Here is a 17,596-nt window from a genome sequence, read left to right as displayed (position 1 = left end):
CCCACCTGCACAAGGAGTGCGCCATGCACCGCTATGCTCAGAAAGTCCATCAACTGCTGCGGAGTCTGCTGCTTTTGTCCCTGATCACCACCGCAAGCGCCCAGGCGGCAGAAAAAATCGACCTGATCATCGACACCGACCCGGGCGCCGATGATGTGGTTGCGCTGTTGTTCGCCCTGGCGTCGCCCGAAGAACTGCATATCCGCGCATTGACCACCGTCGCAGGCAACGTGCGCCTGGACAAGACTTCTCGCAATGCGCGCCTGGCCCGGGAGTGGGCAGGGCGCGAAGAGGTCCCGGTCTATGCCGGTGCGCCAAAGCCGATGATGCGTACGCCGATCTACGCGGAAAACATCCATGGCAAGGAAGGCCTGTCGGGTGTAACCGTGCATGAGCCGAAGAAAGGCTTGGCCCAGGGCAATGCAGTCAACTACCTGATCGACACCCTCAAGGCCGCCAAGCCGCACAGCATCACCATCGCCATGCTTGGGCCGCAAACCAACCTCGCGCTTGCGCTGATCCAGGAACCGGACATCGTCCAGGGCATCAAGGAAGTGGTCATCATGGGCGGCGCGCATTTCAACGGCGGCAATATCACGCCGGTGGCCGAGTTCAATCTGTACGCCGATCCCCAGGCGGCCGAAGTGGTTGCCAAAAGTGGCGTGAAGCTGACCTATCTGCCGTTGGACGTGACCCACAAGATCCTCACCAGCGAGGCACGCCTGAAGCAGATTGCGGCACTCAACAACAACGCCAGCAAGTTGGTCGGCGATATCCTCAACGAATACGTCAAGGGCGACATGGAGCACTACGGCATGACGGGTGGGCCGGTACACGACGCGACGGTGATTGCCTATCTGCTCAAGCCGCAACTGTTTAGCGGTCGTTCGGTCAATGTCGTCGTGGACAGTCGCGAGGGCCCGACGTTCGGGCAGACCATCGTCGACTGGTACGACGGCCTGAAAGCACCGAAGAACGCGTTCTGGGTGGAAAACGGCGATGCCCAGGGCTTCTTTGACTTGCTGACCGAGCGACTGGCGCGCCTGAAGTAACCTGCCTGGCTATGTGTCCGCAGGCTGGGCCTGGGGGCACATGAGTTCAATCCACCGCGTCGACGATGCTCGGGTAGCGTTCGAACGCTTGCTGGATAAAGTCGCGGGCGACCTCCGTGCCCAACTCTCTCACCAACAATTCTATGCAGATAACTGCCAATTCCTCCGGGCTGCCCGGGCTATAGGAACTATGGCCCTCCGACCATTTGGCATTGATGGTGGCTTCGATGCTGACGGTGCTCATGGTAGGGCTCGCGAGTTGGAGGTCGGTAGGCTGAGTTAAACATTTTTGCCAGGGATTTGGCACTGCGACTTAGGCATCGGGGGGAGGGCTGTGCGACACTCGTCTTTTTATTTTTCAAGGGAGCCCCGCCGTGCAGATCGATTTGAATGCTCCTGACGGCCTCACCGTCGAGGCGGTTCGTCAATTGCTGGCCTCGGCCAGTGACGACGAGCATACGCAGTTGCGCGTGACCAAGAACGGTATCGCCTATTTGTCTTCGGGTGTGGTCGGTGGCACTGATATCGGCGACTTGCGGTTTCGGCTCGAGACCTGGGCGAAGGGCTCGGGATATGTCGGTCGGGTCGCTGCCAGCGACGAGGTCTGGGTCATGCAGATCTACAACGCGCTGAAGGACAACTGGCCCAATCCACCTTTCGATTACATCGACGTTTATTGAGCCGCGTTCATATCCAGTCACGATTCTGGACCGAACAGGGTCGCGGGCTCAGGCAAACTGCCAGCTTTGCCCAGGCGGATGGCAACGGTGCTGAAACCAAGCCCCGTTTGGGTTGTCGCACGCTCTCTGTTTATCAATCAAAAAAGGAGGCTTCATGCCTTGGAAGCTCGCGTCACTGAGTACTTTGCTGGCCGTTGCGCTGTTGAGCGGTTGCAGCAGCACCTCTGAATCGACCCCCGAACCTGCGGCGGCCGAGACCGGCCATGACCGCTGCGAAGCGAAGTCCGCCGAGTTCGCGATCGGCAAGAAGGCCTCGCCGGAGTTGTTGGAGCAGGCACGGACTCGTGCGGGTGCGCAGATTGCTCGTATTCTCAAGCCCAACGACATGGTGACCCTTGAGTACCGCTCCGATCGCCTGAACCTCAATACCGATGCCAACCTGGTGATCAATCGGGTGAACTGCGGCTGATCCGGTTTTCGACCGGCCATAAAAAACCCCGTCACTTGGACGGGGTTTTTTTAGCGCGCCGGGAAATTACTCTGGGCGAACTTGTGCAGCTTGCATACCCTTTTGGCCTTTCTCAGCCACGAAGGAAACGGTCTGGCCTTCTTTCAGGCTTTTGAAACCGTCGCTTTCGATAGCTTTGAAGTGTACGAACAGGTCGTCACCGCCACCTTGAGGAGTGATGAAGCCGAAGCCTTTTTCATCGTTGAACCATTTAACGGTGCCGGTTTGGCGATTAGACATGGTGTATCTCCAAGAAACATATATTTTCAGTGTACTGTGCTGCTCAGGCCAACTGGGCACACCCGGGTATCATAGTCGAAATGTTCGATTTGGGAGCCCCCCGGACGAGCTGTTTGCCAATCAGTCGTGTTTTCTCTATCGTCCGGATTGGCTGAAAGCCCCGGTTTCAAAGGCTTTCAGCCCAAAGTAAAGACGATAAAAAAAGCTGAAAAACCTGAAAAAATCGTACGAAAAAGCGTTTATTCGGCCCTTTTTATCGGCGCCGAGGGCCTCGCGTGGTACCGATTATTCATTTTTTCGCAGGTGGATTGGCCTTGCATTTGGCGATTTGACCGAGCGCTTTCTGCTGCAGTTCAGGGGTGGCCTTGTTGTCCATCAACGCCTGGATGTCACTGGCCGGATAGGATTTGATCGCGTCGGCGCCACAGGCGCAGTGTGATTTGGCCGCTGCTGCGCCGATCTGGGGAGTGGCCGCTTCAGTGCACTGGGCCATGTATTTTTCACGCTCGCCCTTCGGCCATTCGGCGTGGGCGGCCAGCGGAAGCAGCAGGGCGAGGGGGGCGACTACTGCCAGTAGTGTATTCAGACGCATGCGAGGATGCTCCTTTTGGGGTCGATGTCTTGTTATCTGAGGCGTTGCAGGCGCTTCGGTTCAGCACTTTGGCATAAAAAACGTGAGTTTACGCGCGCTTCCATCCGGAGGCGGCGATGACCGTTCATCTGTGCTAGGATGCCGGGCTCGGGTATTTCTCAGGCGCCGGATGACGACAGGTCCCGGTGGCGGCAAATGTTCGATTAACCCTGATTTGAATCCCAGTCACTCTGGTTCGGTTTTCCCGGTTGGCCGCAAGGCTCCTGCCGCTGTAAGGCAGGCGTTCGTCATTGAATGGCCTGGACTGGATCTTGTACTGGCTCATCCCAACCCACGTGACCTTTGGTAGGGGTCACCACTAGGAGAGGAGGCGCCATGCCAACTATTACTCTTCCCGACGGCAGTCAACGTTCATTCGATCACCCGGTTTCCGTAGCCGAGGTCGCCGCATCCATTGGCGCGGGCCTGGCCAAGGCCACCCTGGCCGGCAAGGTCAACGGCAAGCTGGTCGACGCCAGCGATGTCATCGACAGCGATGCCACGCTGCAAATCATCACGCCCAAGGATGAAGAGGGGCTGGAGATCATTCGTCACTCCTGCGCTCACCTGGTTGGCCATGCGGTCAAGCAGCTGTATCCGAGCGCGAAAATGGTCATCGGGCCGGTCATCGACGAAGGCTTCTATTACGACATCGCCTTCGAACGTCCTTTCACCCCGGACGACATGGCGGCCATCGAGCAGCGCATGCAGCAGCTGATCGAGAAAGATTACGACGTCATCAAGAAAGTCACCCCGCGCGCCGAAGTCATCGAAGTCTTCAAGGCCCGTGGCGAGGACTACAAGCTGCGTCTGGTGGAAGACATGCCGGACGAGCAGGCCATGGGCCTGTACTACCACGAAGAATACGTCGACATGTGCCGTGGCCCGCACGTGCCGAACACGCGTTTCCTGAAATCCTTCAAGCTGACCAAGCTGTCCGGCGCCTACTGGCGTGGCGACGCGAAGAACGAGCAGTTGCAGCGCGTCTATGGCACTGCCTGGGCGGACAAGAAGCAACTGGCGGCCTACATCCAGCGTATCGAAGAAGCCGAGAAGCGCGATCACCGCAAGATCGGCAAGCGCCTGGGGCTGTTCCATACCCAGGAAGAATCCCCGGGCATGGTGTTCTGGCACCCGAACGGCTGGACGATGTACCAGGTGCTTGAGCAGTACATGCGCCAGGTCCAGCGTGAAAACGGCTACCTGGAAATCAAGACGCCGCAAGTGGTCGACCGCAGCCTGTGGGAGAAATCCGGGCACTGGGCCAACTACGCCGACAACATGTTCACCACCCAGTCGGAAAACCGCGACTACGCCATCAAGCCGATGAACTGCCCTTGCCACGTGCAAGTGTTCAACCAGGGCTTGAAGAGCTACCGCGAACTGCCAATGCGCCTGGCCGAGTTCGGTGCCTGCCACCGTAACGAACCATCGGGTGCGCTGCACGGCATCATGCGCGTGCGGGCATTTACCCAGGACGATGCGCACATCTTCTGCACGGAAGAGCAGATGCAGGCAGAATCCGCCGCCTTCATCAAGCTGACCATGGACGTCTATCGCGACTTCGGCTTCACCGAAGTCGAAATGAAGCTGTCCACTCGTCCGGAAAAACGCGTCGGTTCCGACGAGCTGTGGGATCGCGCCGAGGCCGCCCTGGCCGCAGCCCTTGATAGTGCGGGCCTTGCGTACGACTTGCAGCCAGGCGAGGGCGCCTTCTACGGTCCGAAGATTGAATTCTCGTTGAAAGATTGCCTCGGTCGCGTGTGGCAGTGTGGTACCTTGCAGCTCGATTTCAACCTGCCGATCCGTCTGGGCGCTGAATATGTGTCCGAAGACAACAGCCGCAAGCACCCGGTCATGCTTCACCGCGCGATCCTCGGTTCGTTCGAGCGTTTCGTCGGGATTCTGATCGAGCATTACGAGGGCGCGTTCCCCGCGTGGCTGGCGCCGACCCAGGCAGTGATCATGAATATCACTGATAAACAGGCAGATTTTGCCGCCGAGGTCGAAAAAACTCTCAACCAAAGCGGATTTCGTGCCAAGTCCGACTTGAGAAATGAAAAGATCGGCTTTAAAATCCGCGAGCATACTTTGCTCAAGGTTCCCTTTCTCTTGGTTATTGGAGATCGGGAGGTCGAGATGCAGACTGTCGCTGTGCGTACTCGTGAAGGTGCTGACCTGGGCTCGATGCCCGTCGCCGAATTCGCTGAGTTTCTCGCGCAAGCGGTTTCCCGGCGTGGTCGCCCAGATTCGGAGTAATTATTATTAAGCGTGAAATGAGACAAGATAAACGAGCTGCACCGAAAGCCCCGATCAACGAGAATATCTCGGCACGCGAGGTTCGGTTAATTGGCGCTGATGGCGAGCAGATTGGCATCGTCTCGATTGATGAAGCGCTTCGTATTGCTGAAGAAGCCAAGCTTGATCTGGTGGAAATCTCCGCGGACGCAGTCCCGCCCGTTTGCCGGGTGATGGACTACGGCAAGTCGATCTTCGAGAAGAAGAAGCAGATTGCCGCGGCGAAGAAAAACCAGAAGCAGATTCAGGTAAAAGAAATCAAGTTTCGTCCAGGGACGGAGGAAGGGGATTACCAGGTAAAACTGCGCAACCTGGTACGTTTCCTGAGTGACGGGGACAGGGCCAAGGTATCCTTGCGATTCCGCGGCCGTGAGATGGCCCACCAGGAGCTGGGGATGGAACTCCTCAAGCGGGTTGAACAAGACCTGCTCGAGTACGGTTCGGTCGAACAGCATCCTAAGATGGAAGGACGCCAGCTGATCATGGTCATCGCCCCGAAAAAGAAGAAGTAATCAACAGGGCACGGCAGGCCTTGCGATTATGTTTATCAACTGAATGCGGAGTATCCGAACATGCCAAAGATGAAAACCAAAAGTGGTGCTGCTAAGCGGTTTCTGAAAACTGCTAACGGTATCAAGCACAAGCACGCTTTCAAGAGCCACATCCTGACCAAAATGTCGACCAAGCGTAAGCGTCAACTGCGCGGTAGCAGCTTGCTGCATCCGTCTGACGTGGCAAAAGTCGAGCGCATGCTGCGCCTTCGTTAATTTTTGGATCAAGAATAGAGGAAGTAACTCATGGCTCGTGTAAAGCGTGGCGTCATTGCCCGTAAGCGTCACAAAAAAATTCTGAAACTTGCTAAAGGCTACTACGGCGCGCGTTCCCGCGTATTCCGTGTTGCCAAGCAAGCGGTAATCAAGGCAGGCCAATACGCCTACCGTGACCGTCGTCAGAAAAAACGTCAGTTCCGCGCTCTGTGGATCGCTCGTATCAATGCTGGTGCTCGTGTTAACGGTCTGTCCTACAGCCGTTTCATCGCTGGCCTGAAAAAAGCGTCCATCGAGATCGACCGTAAGGTTCTGGCTGATCTGGCAGTGAACGAAAAAGCGGCGTTTGCTGCGATTGTCGAGAAAGCTAAAGCCACCTTGGCTTAAGTACCCCCGGCAGTCACCGGGGTCCGCATCTGCGGGCCCAGGTGTCAAACGTCTTAAATAGGGGAAGAGCCTTAAAGCTCTTCCCCTATTTTGTATCTGGAGTCTGTACATGGAAAACCTGGACGCGCTGGTCGCTCAAGCACTAGAGGCTGTGCAAAGCGCTGAAGATATCAATGCCCTGGAGCAAATCCGGGTTCACTACCTCGGCAAGAAAGGCGAGTTGACTCAGGTGATGAAGACCCTGGGGAACCTGCCGGCCGAAGAGCGTCCGCAGGTCGGTGCGCTGATCAACGTCGCCAAGGAACGTGTCACAGAGGTCCTCAATGCGCGCAAGGCGCTGTTCGAGGAGGCCGGTCTGGCTGCAAAGCTCGCGGCCGAGTCCATCGACGTGACCCTGCCTGGCCGTGGCCAGACTTCCGGTGGCCTGCATCCAGTGACCCGGACCCTGGAACGCATCGAGCAGTTCTTCACCCACATCGGCTATGGCATTGCCGAAGGCCCTGAGGTCGAAGACGACTATCACAACTTCGAAGCGCTCAACATCCCAGGCCATCACCCGGCCCGGTCGATGCATGACACCTTCTATTTCAATGCGAACATGCTGTTGCGCACCCATACCTCGCCGGTACAGGTCCGCACCATGGAATCGCAGCAGCCGCCGATCCGCATCGTCTGCCCAGGCCGTGTGTATCGCAGCGACTCCGATATCACCCACTCGCCGATGTTCCACCAGGTCGAAGGCCTGCTGGTTGATCGCGACATCAATTTCGCTGACCTGAAAGGCACTATCGAAGAGTTCCTGCGGGTGTTCTTCGAAAAAGAACTGGCCGTGCGTTTCCGCCCTTCGTACTTCCCGTTCACCGAGCCATCGGCTGAAGTCGACATGGAATGCGTGATGTGCAGCGGCAAAGGTTGCCGTGTCTGCAAGCAGACCGGTTGGCTGGAAGTCATGGGCTGCGGCATGGTTCATCCGAACGTGCTGCGCATGTCCGGGATCGACCCGGAAGAATTCTCGGGCTTTGCCTTCGGCATGGGCGTCGAGCGCCTGGCCATGCTGCGTTACGGCGTGAATGACTTGCGTCTGTTCTTCGACAACGACTTGCGGTTCCTCGCGCAATTTCGCTAGTCGTAACGAACCTTTAGGAGAGCAGGATGAAATTCAGTGAACAATGGCTGCGTGGCTGGGTAAGCCCGCAGGTGAGCCAGGACGAGCTGGTTGCTCGCCTGTCGATGGCCGGCCTCGAGGTCGATAGCGTGACGCCGGCCGCCGGTGCCTTCAGCGGCGTGGTGGTGGGCGAGGTGCTGGGCACCGAGCAGCACCCAGACGCCGACAAGCTGCGGGTTTGCCAGGTCAGCAATGGCGCGGAAACGTTCCAGGTCGTGTGCGGTGCGCCCAACGTGCGTCCGGGCTTGAAGATTCCGTTCGCCATGATTGGCGCCGAACTGCCGGGCGACTTCAAGATCAAGAAAGCCAAGCTGCGCGGTGTCGAGTCCAACGGCATGCTGTGCTCCCAGGCGGAACTGCAGATTGGCGAAGGCAACGATGGCCTGATGGAGCTGCCGGCCGATGCGCCGGTGGGCCAGGACATTTGCGAATACCTGGGCCTGGACGATGCGAGCATCGAGGTTGACCTGACCCCGAACCGTGGCGACTGCCTGTCGGTGGCCGGCCTGGCCCGGGAAGTGGGCGCGCTGTATGACGCTCCTGTAACGCGTCCGGCAATCATCGCTGTACCCGCCGTGCACGATGAAGTGCGCTCGATCGAGGTTCTGGCACCGGAAGCGTGCCCGCGTTACCTGGGCCGCGTGATCCGTAACGTCGACCTTTCGAAGCCGACACCACTGTGGATGGTTGAGCGCCTGCGTCGCTCCGAAGTGCGCAGCATCGACGCGGCTGTCGACATCACCAACTACGTGATGCTTGAACTGGGTCAACCGCTGCACGCGTTCGATCTCGCCGAAATCAACGGCGGCATTCGCGTACGCATGGCCGAAGAAGGCGAAAAACTGGTACTGCTCGACGGCCAGGAAGTGGCCTTGCGCAGCGATACGCTGGTCATTGCCGACCATTCCCGAGCCCTGGCGATTGCTGGCGTGATGGGTGGCGAACACAGCGGCGTGTCTACGACCACTCGCGATGTATTCCTCGAAAGCGCATTCTTCGACCAGATCGCGGTGGCCGGCAAGGCGCGTTCCTATGGCCTGCACACCGACGCCTCGCACCGCTATGAGCGTGGCGTGGACTGGCAACTGGCACGTGAAGCCATGGAGCGCGCCACTGGCCTGCTGCTGGAGATCACTGGCGGCGAAGCCGGCCCGGTCATCGAGACGGTCAGCGAACAGCATTTGCCAAAGATTGCGCCGGTCACCTTGCGTGCCCAACGCATCACCCAGATGCTGGGCATGGAAATGGCTCCAGCCGAAGTCGAGCGTCTGCTCAGCGCGCTGGGCCTGACTATCCGTGCCGATGGGGAAGGGCAGTGGCAGGTTGAAGTGCCAAGCCACCGCTTCGATATCAGCCTGGAAGTCGACCTGATCGAAGAACTGGCTCGCTTGTACGGTTACAACCGCCTGCCGGTTCGCTATCCGCAGGCGCGCCTGGCCCCGCAAGCCAAGGCTGAGGCTCGCAGCGAACTGCCAGAGCTGCGTCGCCTGCTGGTGGCTCGTGGTTATCAGGAAGCGATCACCTACAGCTTCATCGATCCGCGTCAGTTCGAACTGTTCAATCCAGGTGTCGAACCACTCTTGCTGGCGAACCCGATCTCCAACGACATGGCGGCCATGCGCTCGTCCCTGTGGCCGGGCCTGGTCAAGTCGTTGCAGCACAACCTGAACCGCCAGCAGGATCGCGTGCGGCTGTTCGAGAGTGGCCTGCGCTTCGTGGGTCAGCTGGACGGCTTGAAGCAAGAGCCAATGCTGGCCGGTGTCGTTTGCGGCAGCCGCCTGCCGGAAGGCTGGGCACAAGGGCGCGATGTCGTCGACTTCTTCGACGTCAAGGCCGACGTGGAAGCCGTGCTGGGCTTTGCCGGCGCGCTCGGCGCATTCACTTTCGTGCCTGGCAAGCATCCGGCGCTGCACCCGGGCCAGACCGCGCGCATCGAGCGAGACGGTCGTGAGGTCGGTTATGTCGGCGCGATCCACCCTGAATTGTCCAAGACCCTGGGTCTCGACCGTCCAGTCTTCGTTTTCGAGCTGATCCTGGCCGAAGTCGCCCAAGGAAAAATGCCGAAATTCCAGGAGTTGTCACGCTTTCCTGAAGTGCGTCGCGACCTGGCCCTGGTGGCTGATGTCGGCGTCGCATCCAGTGCGGTTCTGGCAGTAATTCGTGAAAATGCAGGCGAATGGCTGACGGACCTCAGGCTATTTGACGTGTATCAGGGTAAAGGCATTGATCCTCATAGAAAAAGCCTTGCCGTCGGCTTGACCTGGCAGCATCCATCGCGCACTCTTAATGACGATGAGGTGAATACCGCAACGCAGAATATCCTCACCTCGCTCGAACACAGGTTGAACGCCACGTTAAGGAAGTGACGTATGGGGGCTCTGACGAAAGCTGAGATGGCGGAACGTCTGTATGAGGAGTTGGGCCTGAATAAACGGGAGGCCAAAGAATTGGTCGAACTGTTTTTCGAAGAAATCAGGCACGCTCTCGAGGACAACGAACAGGTCAAATTGTCGGGTTTCGGCAATTTTGACCTTCGGGACAAACGCCAGCGGCCTGGCCGCAATCCGAAAACGGGAGAAGAAATCCCGATCACGGCTCGCCGTGTGGTCACCTTTCGTCCAGGGCAGAAGTTGAAGGCCCGAGTTGAGGCTTATGCTGGAACCAAGTCATAACGACGAGCTACCCGTCATCCCAGGCAAACGCTACTTCACCATTGGTGAAGTCAGCGAGCTGTGTGCGGTTAAGCCGCACGTGCTGCGCTATTGGGAGCAGGAGTTTCCTCAACTCAACCCGGTCAAGCGCCGCGGAAACCGCCGGTATTATCAGCGCCAGGACGTGCTGATGATCCGGCAGATCCGCGCGCTGCTGTACGACCAGGGGTTCACCATCGGCGGCGCGCGCCTGCGCCTCTCCGGTGACGAGGCCAAGGACGACACAACCCAGTACAAACAAATGATCCGCCAGATGATCGCCGAGCTTGAAGATGTGCTGGTGGTGCTCAAGAAATAAATTTCTGCTTTTAAATACTTCCAGTTTTCAAAAGCTTGCGATATATTCCTGAGCGTTCCGTTGAGAAGCGGAACAAGATTCACGCCTAGTCGGGGCGTAGCGCAGTCCGGTAGCGCACTAGCATGGGGTGCTAGGGGTCGAGTGTTCGAATCACTCCGTCCCGACCATATTTTCTGAGTAGAATCAGGCAGTTAAGCCGATCAGATAGATCGGCTTTTTTGTGTGCGCGTAAAACATGCGCAAAACTAACCGGTAATTTCGCTGATATTCAAAACACGTGAATCGTTCATTGGCGCCGTCCAGCAAAAGGCCGGAAACACCTCGGCAGGTGCGCGATCTCCACGCCGCCGCCTAAGCATTACTGCAACCTTCACCCTGCACTAATCCGACCTTCAACCTGAGTGCGTGTCTCGCCGCCGATCCAGATTTGGCCTGCACCATCGCGAGTCACATGAATGCGCCCTTGGCGACCGAGGCGGGTGCCTTGGGCGGCGACATAGTCTTGCTCAACCACCCTGTGTCGAATAACCACTGTGCCAGTGAGGCATTAAGGCTGCCTGTAACCGGGTCTTCGACAACGGCACCGAGGTGATCGCTGAAAAAGGCGCGTACTTCGAAGGTGGCATCGCCATGGGCGTGACGACCAATGACGCCAAAGTCGATTCTGCGTGGCCAGCTCCGGGCCGGTTGCAGGGAAAGGACTTTCTCTGCCGAAGCCAGGCGGATTCCCAGCCATCCGGGACCGTTGTCGATCCACGCCGCATCAACGACCTCACAGGGTTCAATGCCGAGACACTGCAGCACCTCGGTTAATTCTTCTTTCGACGGAGCGCCGTAACGGAGCAGTGGGGGAGCGCCAAAGGCAAGCCGTCCTTGTTCACGGCGAATGGTCACGAGGCCCACACCGCACTCTTGGACAATGTGCGTTTCGTTCCTCGGCGCCCGTCCGGTCGAAAGCCAGGCATGGCAGCTTCCCAGCGTCGGGTGTCCAGCAAATGGCATTTCCCTGTCCAGCGTGAAAATCCTCAGCCTGTAGTCCGCCTGCGGATGCGTGGGCGAAAGCACAAAGGCTGTTTCCGACAGGTTGAGCCAGCGCGTCAGGCGCTGCATGTCATCTGTCTGCAATGCATCCGCGTCCATGACCACCGCCAGTGGGTTTCCACTCAGGGCTTTTGCTCCGAATACGTCGATCATATGGATCACCTGGGTCATCACATTCTCTCTCACCTGCGTGGCGACACAGGCTCGCCTGACCTGCCTTGAAGGGGAACCAGGCCCATTGGTTTCAACACGAAATCAGTTTGTCGAGACCAGAAGCTTCAATCCCGCGACGCCAAACAGCGCCGAGAAAAGCCCCTGGATCCAGCGTCTTGCGCGGGCGTAGCAGGCAATCATCGTGGCGGTCGAGAAAACGATGGCGTAGCCGCCGAAGATGATGACGCCGAGCGCTGCGCAACCACCGATGATCGCCGATAAGGTGCCCGGTGGAGCGTCCCCTCGGAGTCCGAGCGACATGATCGACATCCAGGACATGATGGCCTTGGGATTGCTGATGTGCATAAGGACACCCTGGCGGTACAGCGACAGGTAACGCGGCGCCTGTCCTGCCACCGTGCTGGTGCGGTCCGCAGTCGACTGCATGGCGGATCTGCCGGCACGCAGCGCGAGATAAAGCAAATAGACACCGCCGACCACCTTGATCAATAACAGCGCCTGGGCATAGGCGGCCAGCAAGGCGCTGATACCCGTGGCCGCCAGGATCGCCCAGAAGAGCGAGCCGGTGATGACGCCGGACGCTAGCATCAGGGCGCGCGTGCGACCATCACGCATCGCCACATCCATGATTGCCATGTTGCTGGGGCCTGGACTTGCAGCGGCAAGGACATAGGTGCCGAAGGCGAGCAGGATCGGGCTGCCGATCATTGAGCGGCTCCTTGGAATGAATACCGCAACCCATGAAATGGATGCGGCGATCCGCTGCGCTGTAAAGCGTGGTTTTTTTTCATGGTTGCAGCAGATCCGCGCGATGAACGATATGGACCTTGTTTCCATCGGGGTCGAGAAGGTATGCGCCGAAATAGCCGTCACCGTAGCGGGGACGCGGCCCGGGCGCTCCTACGTCCGTCCCGCCATGGGCAAGTCCCGCCGCATGGGCCAGCGCCGCGGCGTGATCAGAGGACGCCGAGAAGGCGACCATGCTGCCGTTGCCGATCGACGATGGCTCGCCATTGGCAGGGATGTAGACATAGAAGCGTGGCAGAGGCGCTTCGGCGGCGACCCAGCAAAGCGCCGCCGGACCGCCATCAGGTACTACGACTCGTCGTTTCAGACCGAGTGGCGCGAGGATAGCGTCATAAAAAGCGCCTGCACGCTCAAGATCATTTGTGCCCACGGTCACATGGCTAAACATTGGACGCTCCGCTGCCTCGCCCCGTCATCGCGGCCAGACTGATGGTGAAAGATTGATTTCGTGAAATACCCTAATATGCGTGACACTTTATGGCCATTTATATAGTGTCACGCGACACTATTAATCAGTTTGGAGGGTAGCAATGCGTCTGCAATCGCCTTGGATGCCCCGCCTTGCAGACATCGAGGCGAGTGTCGCCGAGCGCCTGGTGCTCGCCCTGGCCGACGACATCATCGAGGGGCGACTGAAAGGGGGCGACCGTCTGCCTGCCCATCGAGACCTCGCGTGGCAGTTGCAGATTGGTCTTGGCACGGTGACCAAAGCCTATGCGGCGCTGGAGCGACGAGGTCTGGTGCGCAGCATCAAGGGCCGGGGAATGTTCGTGGCGATCCACCAGGCACATGAGGATCGGCAGATCGACCTCTCGTCCAACGTGCCGCCGGCAATGCTGACGGCCGGTCTTTTGGCGCGGACGCTGACCGGTATTGCGCGCAAGATCGACACCGATCATCTCAACCTGTATTCACCGCCCGCCGGGCATCTGGAGCATCGCCGTCTGTTGGCGCGCTGGCTTGAAACGCTCGGCATAGAGGTCAAGCCGTCGCATCTGGCGCTGACGAGTAATGCCCGCCAGGCCATTTCCCTGGCCTTCGATATTGCCTGCGGTCCTGAAGGGGTGATTTTGACAGAACGCATCACCTATCCCGGCGCGATTGCCCTGGCCCGGCGCAAGGGTTACCGGATGCAAGGCGTCGAGATCGATGCGCAAGGCATGCTGCCGCAGGCGCTTGCGGACGCCCTCGATGGCCTGGCATCAAGCGCAGGCAAAGCGGTTTATCTCACCCCGACGCTGCACAATCCGACGACGGCAACGATGGACACGCCGCGACGGCAGGCTATCGTCGATGTCTGTCGACGGTCCGGGGCCTGGATCATCGAGGATGGCGTCTACGCGTTGGGACCTCCACTTGAACCTGCGCTTGTGACGCTGGCGCCCGAGAGAGTCTTGCACGTCAACGGGCTGTCCAAATCCATCGGTCCCGGGCTGAGGATCGGCATGCTCACGCTACCGGACGGCATGAATGCCGCCGCGCAAGCAGCCTTGCAGGATGTCCCCATGACCCCGTCGCCATTGTCCTGCGCGGTGGTGGAGGAGTGGCTGTCCAGTGGCGTTATCGCATCGATCCCCCAGGACCTGCGCCATGAAGCGCGACGCCGAGCAGACCTGGCCGCTTCGCTGTTCGGCGCGGCCGGGCTTGTTTGGCATCCGGACGCCTTTCACGTCTGGCTACCGATGCCACGCGACGCTGCCGATCGCTTCGCCACAGCGGCTGCCGCGATTGGCATCAAAGTGACTGCGCCAGAATCGGTCATGGTCGATCACACTGACCAGGCGGCCGGCATTCGGCTTTGTCTCGGCGGCCCAACCTTCGAAGACCTGGCGCAAGGATTGATGCTCCTGACCAAGCTTGAATGTTCGAATCACTCCGTCCAGACCCTGTATCCTGACTGATTCAGATATTTAAGCCGATCAGATAGATCGGCTTTCTTTTGCGTATGCAAAACATACAACCATGCGCCTTCGTATCCATCGCTGGGGTTTCCAACCAAGGTGGCCTACGCGGGCTTTGCAAAACTAACAAGGACATCAAGTGCTACGGAAAGCAATCCTACTGATCTTGATCACCAGCTTGAGCGGCTGCATGGCCACCGCGATGCGGATGGACTACGACAAGCACAGATGCCCCTACATCGGCCTGCGCTTCGACTGGTGGCTGGTGGGCACGTCCAAAGGAAAGCTGATCCCTTTCTTGCTTATCGACGCACCGTTCTCCTTGGTGGTCGATACCGTATTTTTCCCCTTCGAATATCAATACGAGTGCAATCTCTAAGCGCCCGCCACCGGCTGTCCAAGGGATGCCCGATAATCCGCTTCATCAACCTCCGTCAATGTCCCATGCCCATCGTAGTAATAGAACCGATGCCTGTCCCGGGCATAGCGCTCGGTCAGGAACTCCAGGGTGGCCAGATCAAAACGCTTGGCGCCCAGCGGCCGTCGATGGCAGAACAACTTGCGTGTCCCCAGTTGCAGGAAATCCGGATGGGGCACGCGGACTTCATCAGGGTCGAAGTCGACATCCAGCCACTTGCCCTCCGAGAAGATCAGGGCAGGGCTGATGGCGTAAGTGCCGAGCACGCGGGTCTCAGCGGGATGGAGGCGTTTTTTCGCCTCGCCGTAGTAATACACCGCTTCCCGGTCCTTGGCCCAGCCATGTCCACAGGACTCGAAACTCGGCGCGTGAGCCTTCCGAATGGGTTCGGGGGGATGATAGAAGACCCGGTGGCAATACACGGTTTTTCCGTCTGTCAGGTAAGGCGATCCCAAGGAGCGGAAGTGCTCGGCAGGCTCCGTGGAGAACCGTTCGGGCACTTGCGTTTCGGCGTTATGGAACGGGATCAGATAGAGACCGTGGGCATCGCCGCACAGGTGGGTGTCCAGCAGTTTGAAACTCGCCGCGTCCAGCCCGTTGATCGCCCGTCCATGAAAATGCACTTGGCGGCCCACATCGAAGCCGAGGCCGATGGCGCGTAAAGGCGCCGTTTCTGAAAATATTTGCGCGGCGCCAGCCTTTGCCTGCAAGCGGTGCCACCAATAATCCTTCAATTGCGGATGGGCCTCGAAATAGGGGGCCCAGGCTTGTTGCATGGCTGCATCGATTATTCCGCCAGAACCCAGCGGGCCGTTCTTGTCGCCTGCCAGCACGGGCGCGTAATCCTGGTCATTGCGATAGAGTTGGGCCACTACGAAACTTTCCACGTCGACATCAAGGCGTTTCTGGCGTTGATAGACGTACTGGCGATCACGGTAGTAATCGAATCCCAAGTGGCGAAAGCTCGGGCCATGGGCGTCACGCAAGCGGGTCCCGGCGGCGTAGACGAATTTGTCGTCCACGGCAAAATAGTCATCCTCGTACTCACTGGCGCTGACCACGCGGCCGCACTCGTCGAATGTCGGCTGCGAACACTTGAGCAGGCGGAAATCGCCGACGTAGCGGATGGTTTTTCCCGTCAGGTAATAGGCCCGTCGATTGTCCTTGGCGTAGCGTTCGTTAAGCACGGTGAAGGTTGCCAGGTCGGCGTTGTCGATGCGGTAGAAGTAGTCGTACGAAATGCTCGAGCCTTGCTGCGCTTGCACGATGATCGACTGTCCGTCAGTTCCCCAGCGTTGGGCGAGCATGTGGAAGTCGTCGGGGTTTGCGATCGGCAGCGGTGTGCCGTCCTTTTGGTGCAGGGGCTTGAAGCCCTTGTAGACTTGCCCGTCGATCACCCGATAAGACGGATGGTTGCAGTACCGCACCCGAGCGGTGGCGGCGGCGATGAATTTTCCGTGCAGGAAGATGCTCGCCCCGTCGCTGAACAACGCAGAGGTTGAAGCCACCGAGACGGGCGACGATGGCAACAGCGCCAGGCTGTCGGGTCGTGCCTGCCGGATTTCGGTGATCGCGTATTCGCCGAACCAATAGGCGCCGGTTTCGTCACGCCAGTACTGGTGGCCGAGACTTTCCAAACCCCGGTGGAACTGAAAAGGCAGGGCCTGAAGCGCATGGTAACCATGGCGCTCCCGGTAACCGGGGAGCAGGTAATAATCGTGCAACGCATCACGCAAGATCCACGGGTTGCGTCGATGCCGCCAGACCGGCTGGCCGGCCATCAACGGCGAGGGCGGATAACCTCCGTCCCCGGCACGTTGGGCTAGCTCGCCGGGTCGTGCGCCTTCAGGGCTGAGCAGGATGTAGACGTCTGGCACGCGCCCATCGCCCAGAAGCACGTCGTCCATGAACGCGAAGCCTTGATGCCACTCAAGATCAAGCGGTTCCCAGTCGGCGCAGACTGTCTCTGTGTCCGTCATGTCATTGCGGCCTTGAGGTCTGATGGTTTGGCTCCACGCAGCCATTTATAAATGCTGATACGTCTCTTCCCCGCGCATTCCAGACTTTATATCCTACGGCTCCCATCCGGACGGAATCCGCGAATGTATCTGCGCGCTAGCCTGTTGTGCCTATGCCTGTTCAGCAGCCTGAGCCAGGCCGCCGTTAAGGTTAACTGCTCGGCCCTGGCGGAAAAACTCTCGGGGACAGTGCCTGAGTTTCATCCTTCGGTGCAAGGCAAGGTCATCGGCACCGGGCGCCTGCATTTCCACGAAGCGCCGGATGAAGCTTGTGCCAACAAGAAGATTTTCGTCATACCGGGCGACTCCCTCACCGTCTACTCCAGCCTGGAGGACGAATCATGGCTGGAAGTGAATTTCATCGCCAAGGATGGCGAGGACTATACCGGTTGGGTAAAGGCTGACCGGGTCGAGATTGGCAAGCCTTATGGGGCGCCACCGGAGGATGCGGACGAAGCGTCCGCCGAAGACTCGCAATAATCGTTCGGGCAACTGTGCGG

General features: G+C 58.8%; 20 protein-coding genes, 1 tRNA gene and 1 pseudogene. 15 read left to right on the top strand and 7 right to left on the bottom strand.

The window, feature by feature from the left end; translation table 11 throughout:
• Positions 1-23: 23 nt before the first annotated feature.
• On the top strand, positions 24-1,052 hold the full coding sequence (locus KSS97_RS19320) for a nucleoside hydrolase (RefSeq protein ID WP_030142127.1): 1,029 nt from the start codon (positions 24-26) through the stop codon (positions 1,050-1,052).
• Positions 1,053-1,098: 46 nt separating this feature from the next.
• Here KSS97_RS19320 and KSS97_RS19315 read toward each other — a convergent pair whose 3' ends face one another.
• Positions 1,099-1,296 (bottom strand): hypothetical protein, encoded by a 198-nt coding sequence (locus KSS97_RS19315; protein WP_030142128.1) that lies wholly within the window; start codon positions 1,294-1,296, stop codon positions 1,099-1,101.
• Positions 1,297-1,426: 130 nt separating this feature from the next.
• Here KSS97_RS19315 and KSS97_RS19310 point away from each other — a divergent pair, with 130 nt between their 5' ends.
• Together KSS97_RS19310 and KSS97_RS19305 are read left to right on the top strand one after the other, a co-directional pair.
• Positions 1,427-1,732, top strand: a complete 306-nt coding sequence (locus tag KSS97_RS19310) for a hypothetical protein (RefSeq protein WP_217859928.1) — start codon at positions 1,427-1,429, stop codon at positions 1,730-1,732.
• A 154-nt stretch (positions 1,733-1,886) separates the two neighbouring features.
• The gene (locus KSS97_RS19305; protein ID WP_030142130.1) at positions 1,887-2,201 is read left to right on the top strand and encodes an I78 family peptidase inhibitor; all 315 of its coding nucleotides are present in this window, start codon (positions 1,887-1,889) and stop codon (positions 2,199-2,201) included.
• A gap of 66 nt (positions 2,202-2,267) precedes the next feature.
• On the opposite strand, the gene KSS97_RS19300 is transcribed toward KSS97_RS19305, so the two are convergent.
• Together KSS97_RS19300 and KSS97_RS19295 are read right to left on the bottom strand one after the other, a co-directional pair.
• Complete coding sequence (locus KSS97_RS19300; RefSeq protein WP_003179963.1) at positions 2,268-2,480, bottom strand: cold-shock protein; 213 nt, start codon at positions 2,478-2,480, stop codon at positions 2,268-2,270.
• A gap of 289 nt (positions 2,481-2,769) precedes the next feature.
• Complete coding sequence (locus KSS97_RS19295; RefSeq protein ID WP_030142131.1) at positions 2,770-3,072, bottom strand: hypothetical protein; 303 nt, start codon at positions 3,070-3,072, stop codon at positions 2,770-2,772.
• A 375-nt stretch (positions 3,073-3,447) separates the two neighbouring features.
• On the opposite strand from KSS97_RS19295, the gene thrS reads away from it, so the two are divergent.
• The 9 genes from thrS (at position 3,448) to KSS97_RS19250 (ending at position 10,904) form a co-directional block, all read left to right on the top strand.
• Positions 3,448-5,370 carry a threonine--tRNA ligase gene (thrS, locus tag KSS97_RS19290; RefSeq protein WP_024779373.1) on the top strand — a complete coding sequence of 641 codons (1,923 nt, stop codon included), beginning with the start codon at positions 3,448-3,450 and terminating at the stop codon, positions 5,368-5,370.
• Entirely contained in the window at positions 5,370-5,921 is a 552-nt protein-coding gene (gene infC, locus KSS97_RS19285; protein WP_169432615.1) for a translation initiation factor IF-3, read from the top strand. Before thrS ends, infC begins: the two co-directional genes overlap by 1 nt.
• A gap of 60 nt (positions 5,922-5,981) precedes the next feature.
• Complete coding sequence (gene rpmI / locus KSS97_RS19280) at positions 5,982-6,176, top strand: 50S ribosomal protein L35 (RefSeq protein WP_002553160.1); 195 nt, start codon at positions 5,982-5,984, stop codon at positions 6,174-6,176.
• Between the two features lie 30 nt (positions 6,177-6,206).
• Positions 6,207-6,563, top strand: coding sequence for a 50S ribosomal protein L20 (rplT, locus tag KSS97_RS19275; protein ID WP_002553161.1), 357 nt, complete (start codon positions 6,207-6,209; stop codon positions 6,561-6,563).
• Between the two features lie 109 nt (positions 6,564-6,672).
• Positions 6,673-7,689 carry a phenylalanine--tRNA ligase subunit alpha gene (gene pheS / locus KSS97_RS19270; protein ID WP_030142134.1) on the top strand — a complete coding sequence of 339 codons (1,017 nt, stop codon included), beginning with the start codon at positions 6,673-6,675 and terminating at the stop codon, positions 7,687-7,689.
• A gap of 26 nt (positions 7,690-7,715) precedes the next feature.
• Entirely contained in the window at positions 7,716-10,094 is a 2,379-nt protein-coding gene (gene pheT, locus KSS97_RS19265) for a phenylalanine--tRNA ligase subunit beta (RefSeq protein WP_217859927.1), read from the top strand.
• Positions 10,095-10,097: 3 nt separating this feature from the next.
• On the top strand, positions 10,098-10,400 hold the full coding sequence (gene ihfA / locus KSS97_RS19260) for an integration host factor subunit alpha (protein WP_002553164.1): 303 nt from the start codon (positions 10,098-10,100) through the stop codon (positions 10,398-10,400).
• Complete coding sequence (locus KSS97_RS19255; protein WP_003179985.1) at positions 10,381-10,737, top strand: MerR family transcriptional regulator; 357 nt, start codon at positions 10,381-10,383, stop codon at positions 10,735-10,737. The genes ihfA and KSS97_RS19255 overlap by 20 nt, the downstream gene beginning before the upstream one ends.
• Before the next feature lie 90 nt (positions 10,738-10,827).
• A tRNA-Pro gene (locus tag KSS97_RS19250) sits at positions 10,828-10,904 on the top strand.
• A gap of 203 nt (positions 10,905-11,107) precedes the next feature.
• Here KSS97_RS19250 and KSS97_RS19245 read toward each other — a convergent pair.
• The 3 genes and pseudogenes from KSS97_RS19245 to KSS97_RS19235 form a co-directional block, all read right to left on the bottom strand.
• Positions 11,108-11,949 (bottom strand): annotated as a pseudogene (locus KSS97_RS19245) (PhzF family phenazine biosynthesis protein).
• A gap of 84 nt (positions 11,950-12,033) precedes the next feature.
• A complete protein-coding gene (locus KSS97_RS19240) occupies positions 12,034-12,660 on the bottom strand; it encodes a LysE family translocator (protein ID WP_198796019.1) in 627 nt (208 codons plus the stop codon).
• A gap of 79 nt (positions 12,661-12,739) precedes the next feature.
• Complete coding sequence (locus KSS97_RS19235; RefSeq protein ID WP_217859926.1) at positions 12,740-13,147, bottom strand: VOC family protein; 408 nt, start codon at positions 13,145-13,147, stop codon at positions 12,740-12,742.
• Positions 13,148-13,289: 142 nt separating this feature from the next.
• Between KSS97_RS19235 and KSS97_RS19230 the strand changes: the two genes are divergently transcribed.
• Both KSS97_RS19230 and KSS97_RS19225 read left to right on the top strand, forming a co-directional pair.
• On the top strand, positions 13,290-14,660 hold the full coding sequence (locus KSS97_RS19230) for an aminotransferase-like domain-containing protein (protein ID WP_217859925.1): 1,371 nt from the start codon (positions 13,290-13,292) through the stop codon (positions 14,658-14,660).
• Positions 14,661-14,799: 139 nt separating this feature from the next.
• Complete coding sequence (locus KSS97_RS19225; protein ID WP_030142156.1) at positions 14,800-15,039, top strand: YceK/YidQ family lipoprotein; 240 nt, start codon at positions 14,800-14,802, stop codon at positions 15,037-15,039.
• Here the strand turns inward: KSS97_RS19225 and KSS97_RS19220 are convergent.
• Positions 15,036-17,057, bottom strand: coding sequence for a DKNYY domain-containing protein (locus KSS97_RS19220; protein WP_217859924.1), 2,022 nt, complete (start codon positions 17,055-17,057; stop codon positions 15,036-15,038). The two genes, KSS97_RS19225 and KSS97_RS19220, sit on opposite strands and share 4 nt — an antisense overlap.
• Positions 17,058-17,180: 123 nt before the next feature.
• Here KSS97_RS19220 and KSS97_RS19215 point away from each other — a divergent pair, with 123 nt between their 5' ends.
• Positions 17,181-17,576, top strand: a complete 396-nt coding sequence (locus KSS97_RS19215) for a hypothetical protein (RefSeq protein ID WP_030142158.1) — start codon at positions 17,181-17,183, stop codon at positions 17,574-17,576.
• Positions 17,577-17,596 lie beyond the last annotated feature (20 nt).

This window comes from Pseudomonas alvandae (assembly GCF_019141525.1).
GTDB lineage: Bacteria > Pseudomonadota > Gammaproteobacteria > Pseudomonadales > Pseudomonadaceae > Aquipseudomonas > Aquipseudomonas alvandae.
This window is presented reverse-complemented; position numbering and strand designations above follow the sequence as displayed.

Bases quoted from the DNA above. Each gene is read 5' to 3' on its own strand.
- pheT (WP_217859927.1), top strand. From the start codon at position 7,716: ATGAAATTCAGTGAACAATGGCTGCGTGGCTGGGTAAGCCCGCAGGTG.
- KSS97_RS19240 (WP_198796019.1), bottom strand. From the start codon at position 12,660: ATGATCGGCAGCCCGATCCTGCTCGCCTTCGGCACCTATGTCCTTGCC.
- KSS97_RS19220 (WP_217859924.1), bottom strand. From the start codon at position 17,057: ATGACGGACACAGAGACAGTCTGCGCCGACTGGGAACCGCTTGATCTT.
- ihfA (WP_002553164.1), top strand. From the start codon at position 10,098: ATGGGGGCTCTGACGAAAGCTGAGATGGCGGAACGTCTGTATGAGGAG.
- rplT (WP_002553161.1), top strand. From the start codon at position 6,207: ATGGCTCGTGTAAAGCGTGGCGTCATTGCCCGTAAGCGTCACAAAAAA.
- thrS (WP_024779373.1), top strand. From the start codon at position 3,448: ATGCCAACTATTACTCTTCCCGACGGCAGTCAACGTTCATTCGATCAC.
- pheS (WP_030142134.1), top strand. From the start codon at position 6,673: ATGGAAAACCTGGACGCGCTGGTCGCTCAAGCACTAGAGGCTGTGCAA.
- KSS97_RS19305 (WP_030142130.1), top strand. From the start codon at position 1,887: ATGCCTTGGAAGCTCGCGTCACTGAGTACTTTGCTGGCCGTTGCGCTG.
- KSS97_RS19295 (WP_030142131.1), bottom strand. From the start codon at position 3,072: ATGCGTCTGAATACACTACTGGCAGTAGTCGCCCCCCTCGCCCTGCTG.
- KSS97_RS19300 (WP_003179963.1), bottom strand. From the start codon at position 2,480: ATGTCTAATCGCCAAACCGGCACCGTTAAATGGTTCAACGATGAAAAA.
- rpmI (WP_002553160.1), top strand. From the start codon at position 5,982: ATGCCAAAGATGAAAACCAAAAGTGGTGCTGCTAAGCGGTTTCTGAAA.
- KSS97_RS19320 (WP_030142127.1), top strand. From the start codon at position 24: ATGCACCGCTATGCTCAGAAAGTCCATCAACTGCTGCGGAGTCTGCTG.
- KSS97_RS19235 (WP_217859926.1), bottom strand. From the start codon at position 13,147: ATGTTTAGCCATGTGACCGTGGGCACAAATGATCTTGAGCGTGCAGGC.
- KSS97_RS19255 (WP_003179985.1), top strand. From the start codon at position 10,381: ATGCTGGAACCAAGTCATAACGACGAGCTACCCGTCATCCCAGGCAAA.
- KSS97_RS19230 (WP_217859925.1), top strand. From the start codon at position 13,290: ATGCGTCTGCAATCGCCTTGGATGCCCCGCCTTGCAGACATCGAGGCG.
- KSS97_RS19315 (WP_030142128.1), bottom strand. From the start codon at position 1,296: ATGAGCACCGTCAGCATCGAAGCCACCATCAATGCCAAATGGTCGGAG.
- KSS97_RS19215 (WP_030142158.1), top strand. From the start codon at position 17,181: ATGTATCTGCGCGCTAGCCTGTTGTGCCTATGCCTGTTCAGCAGCCTG.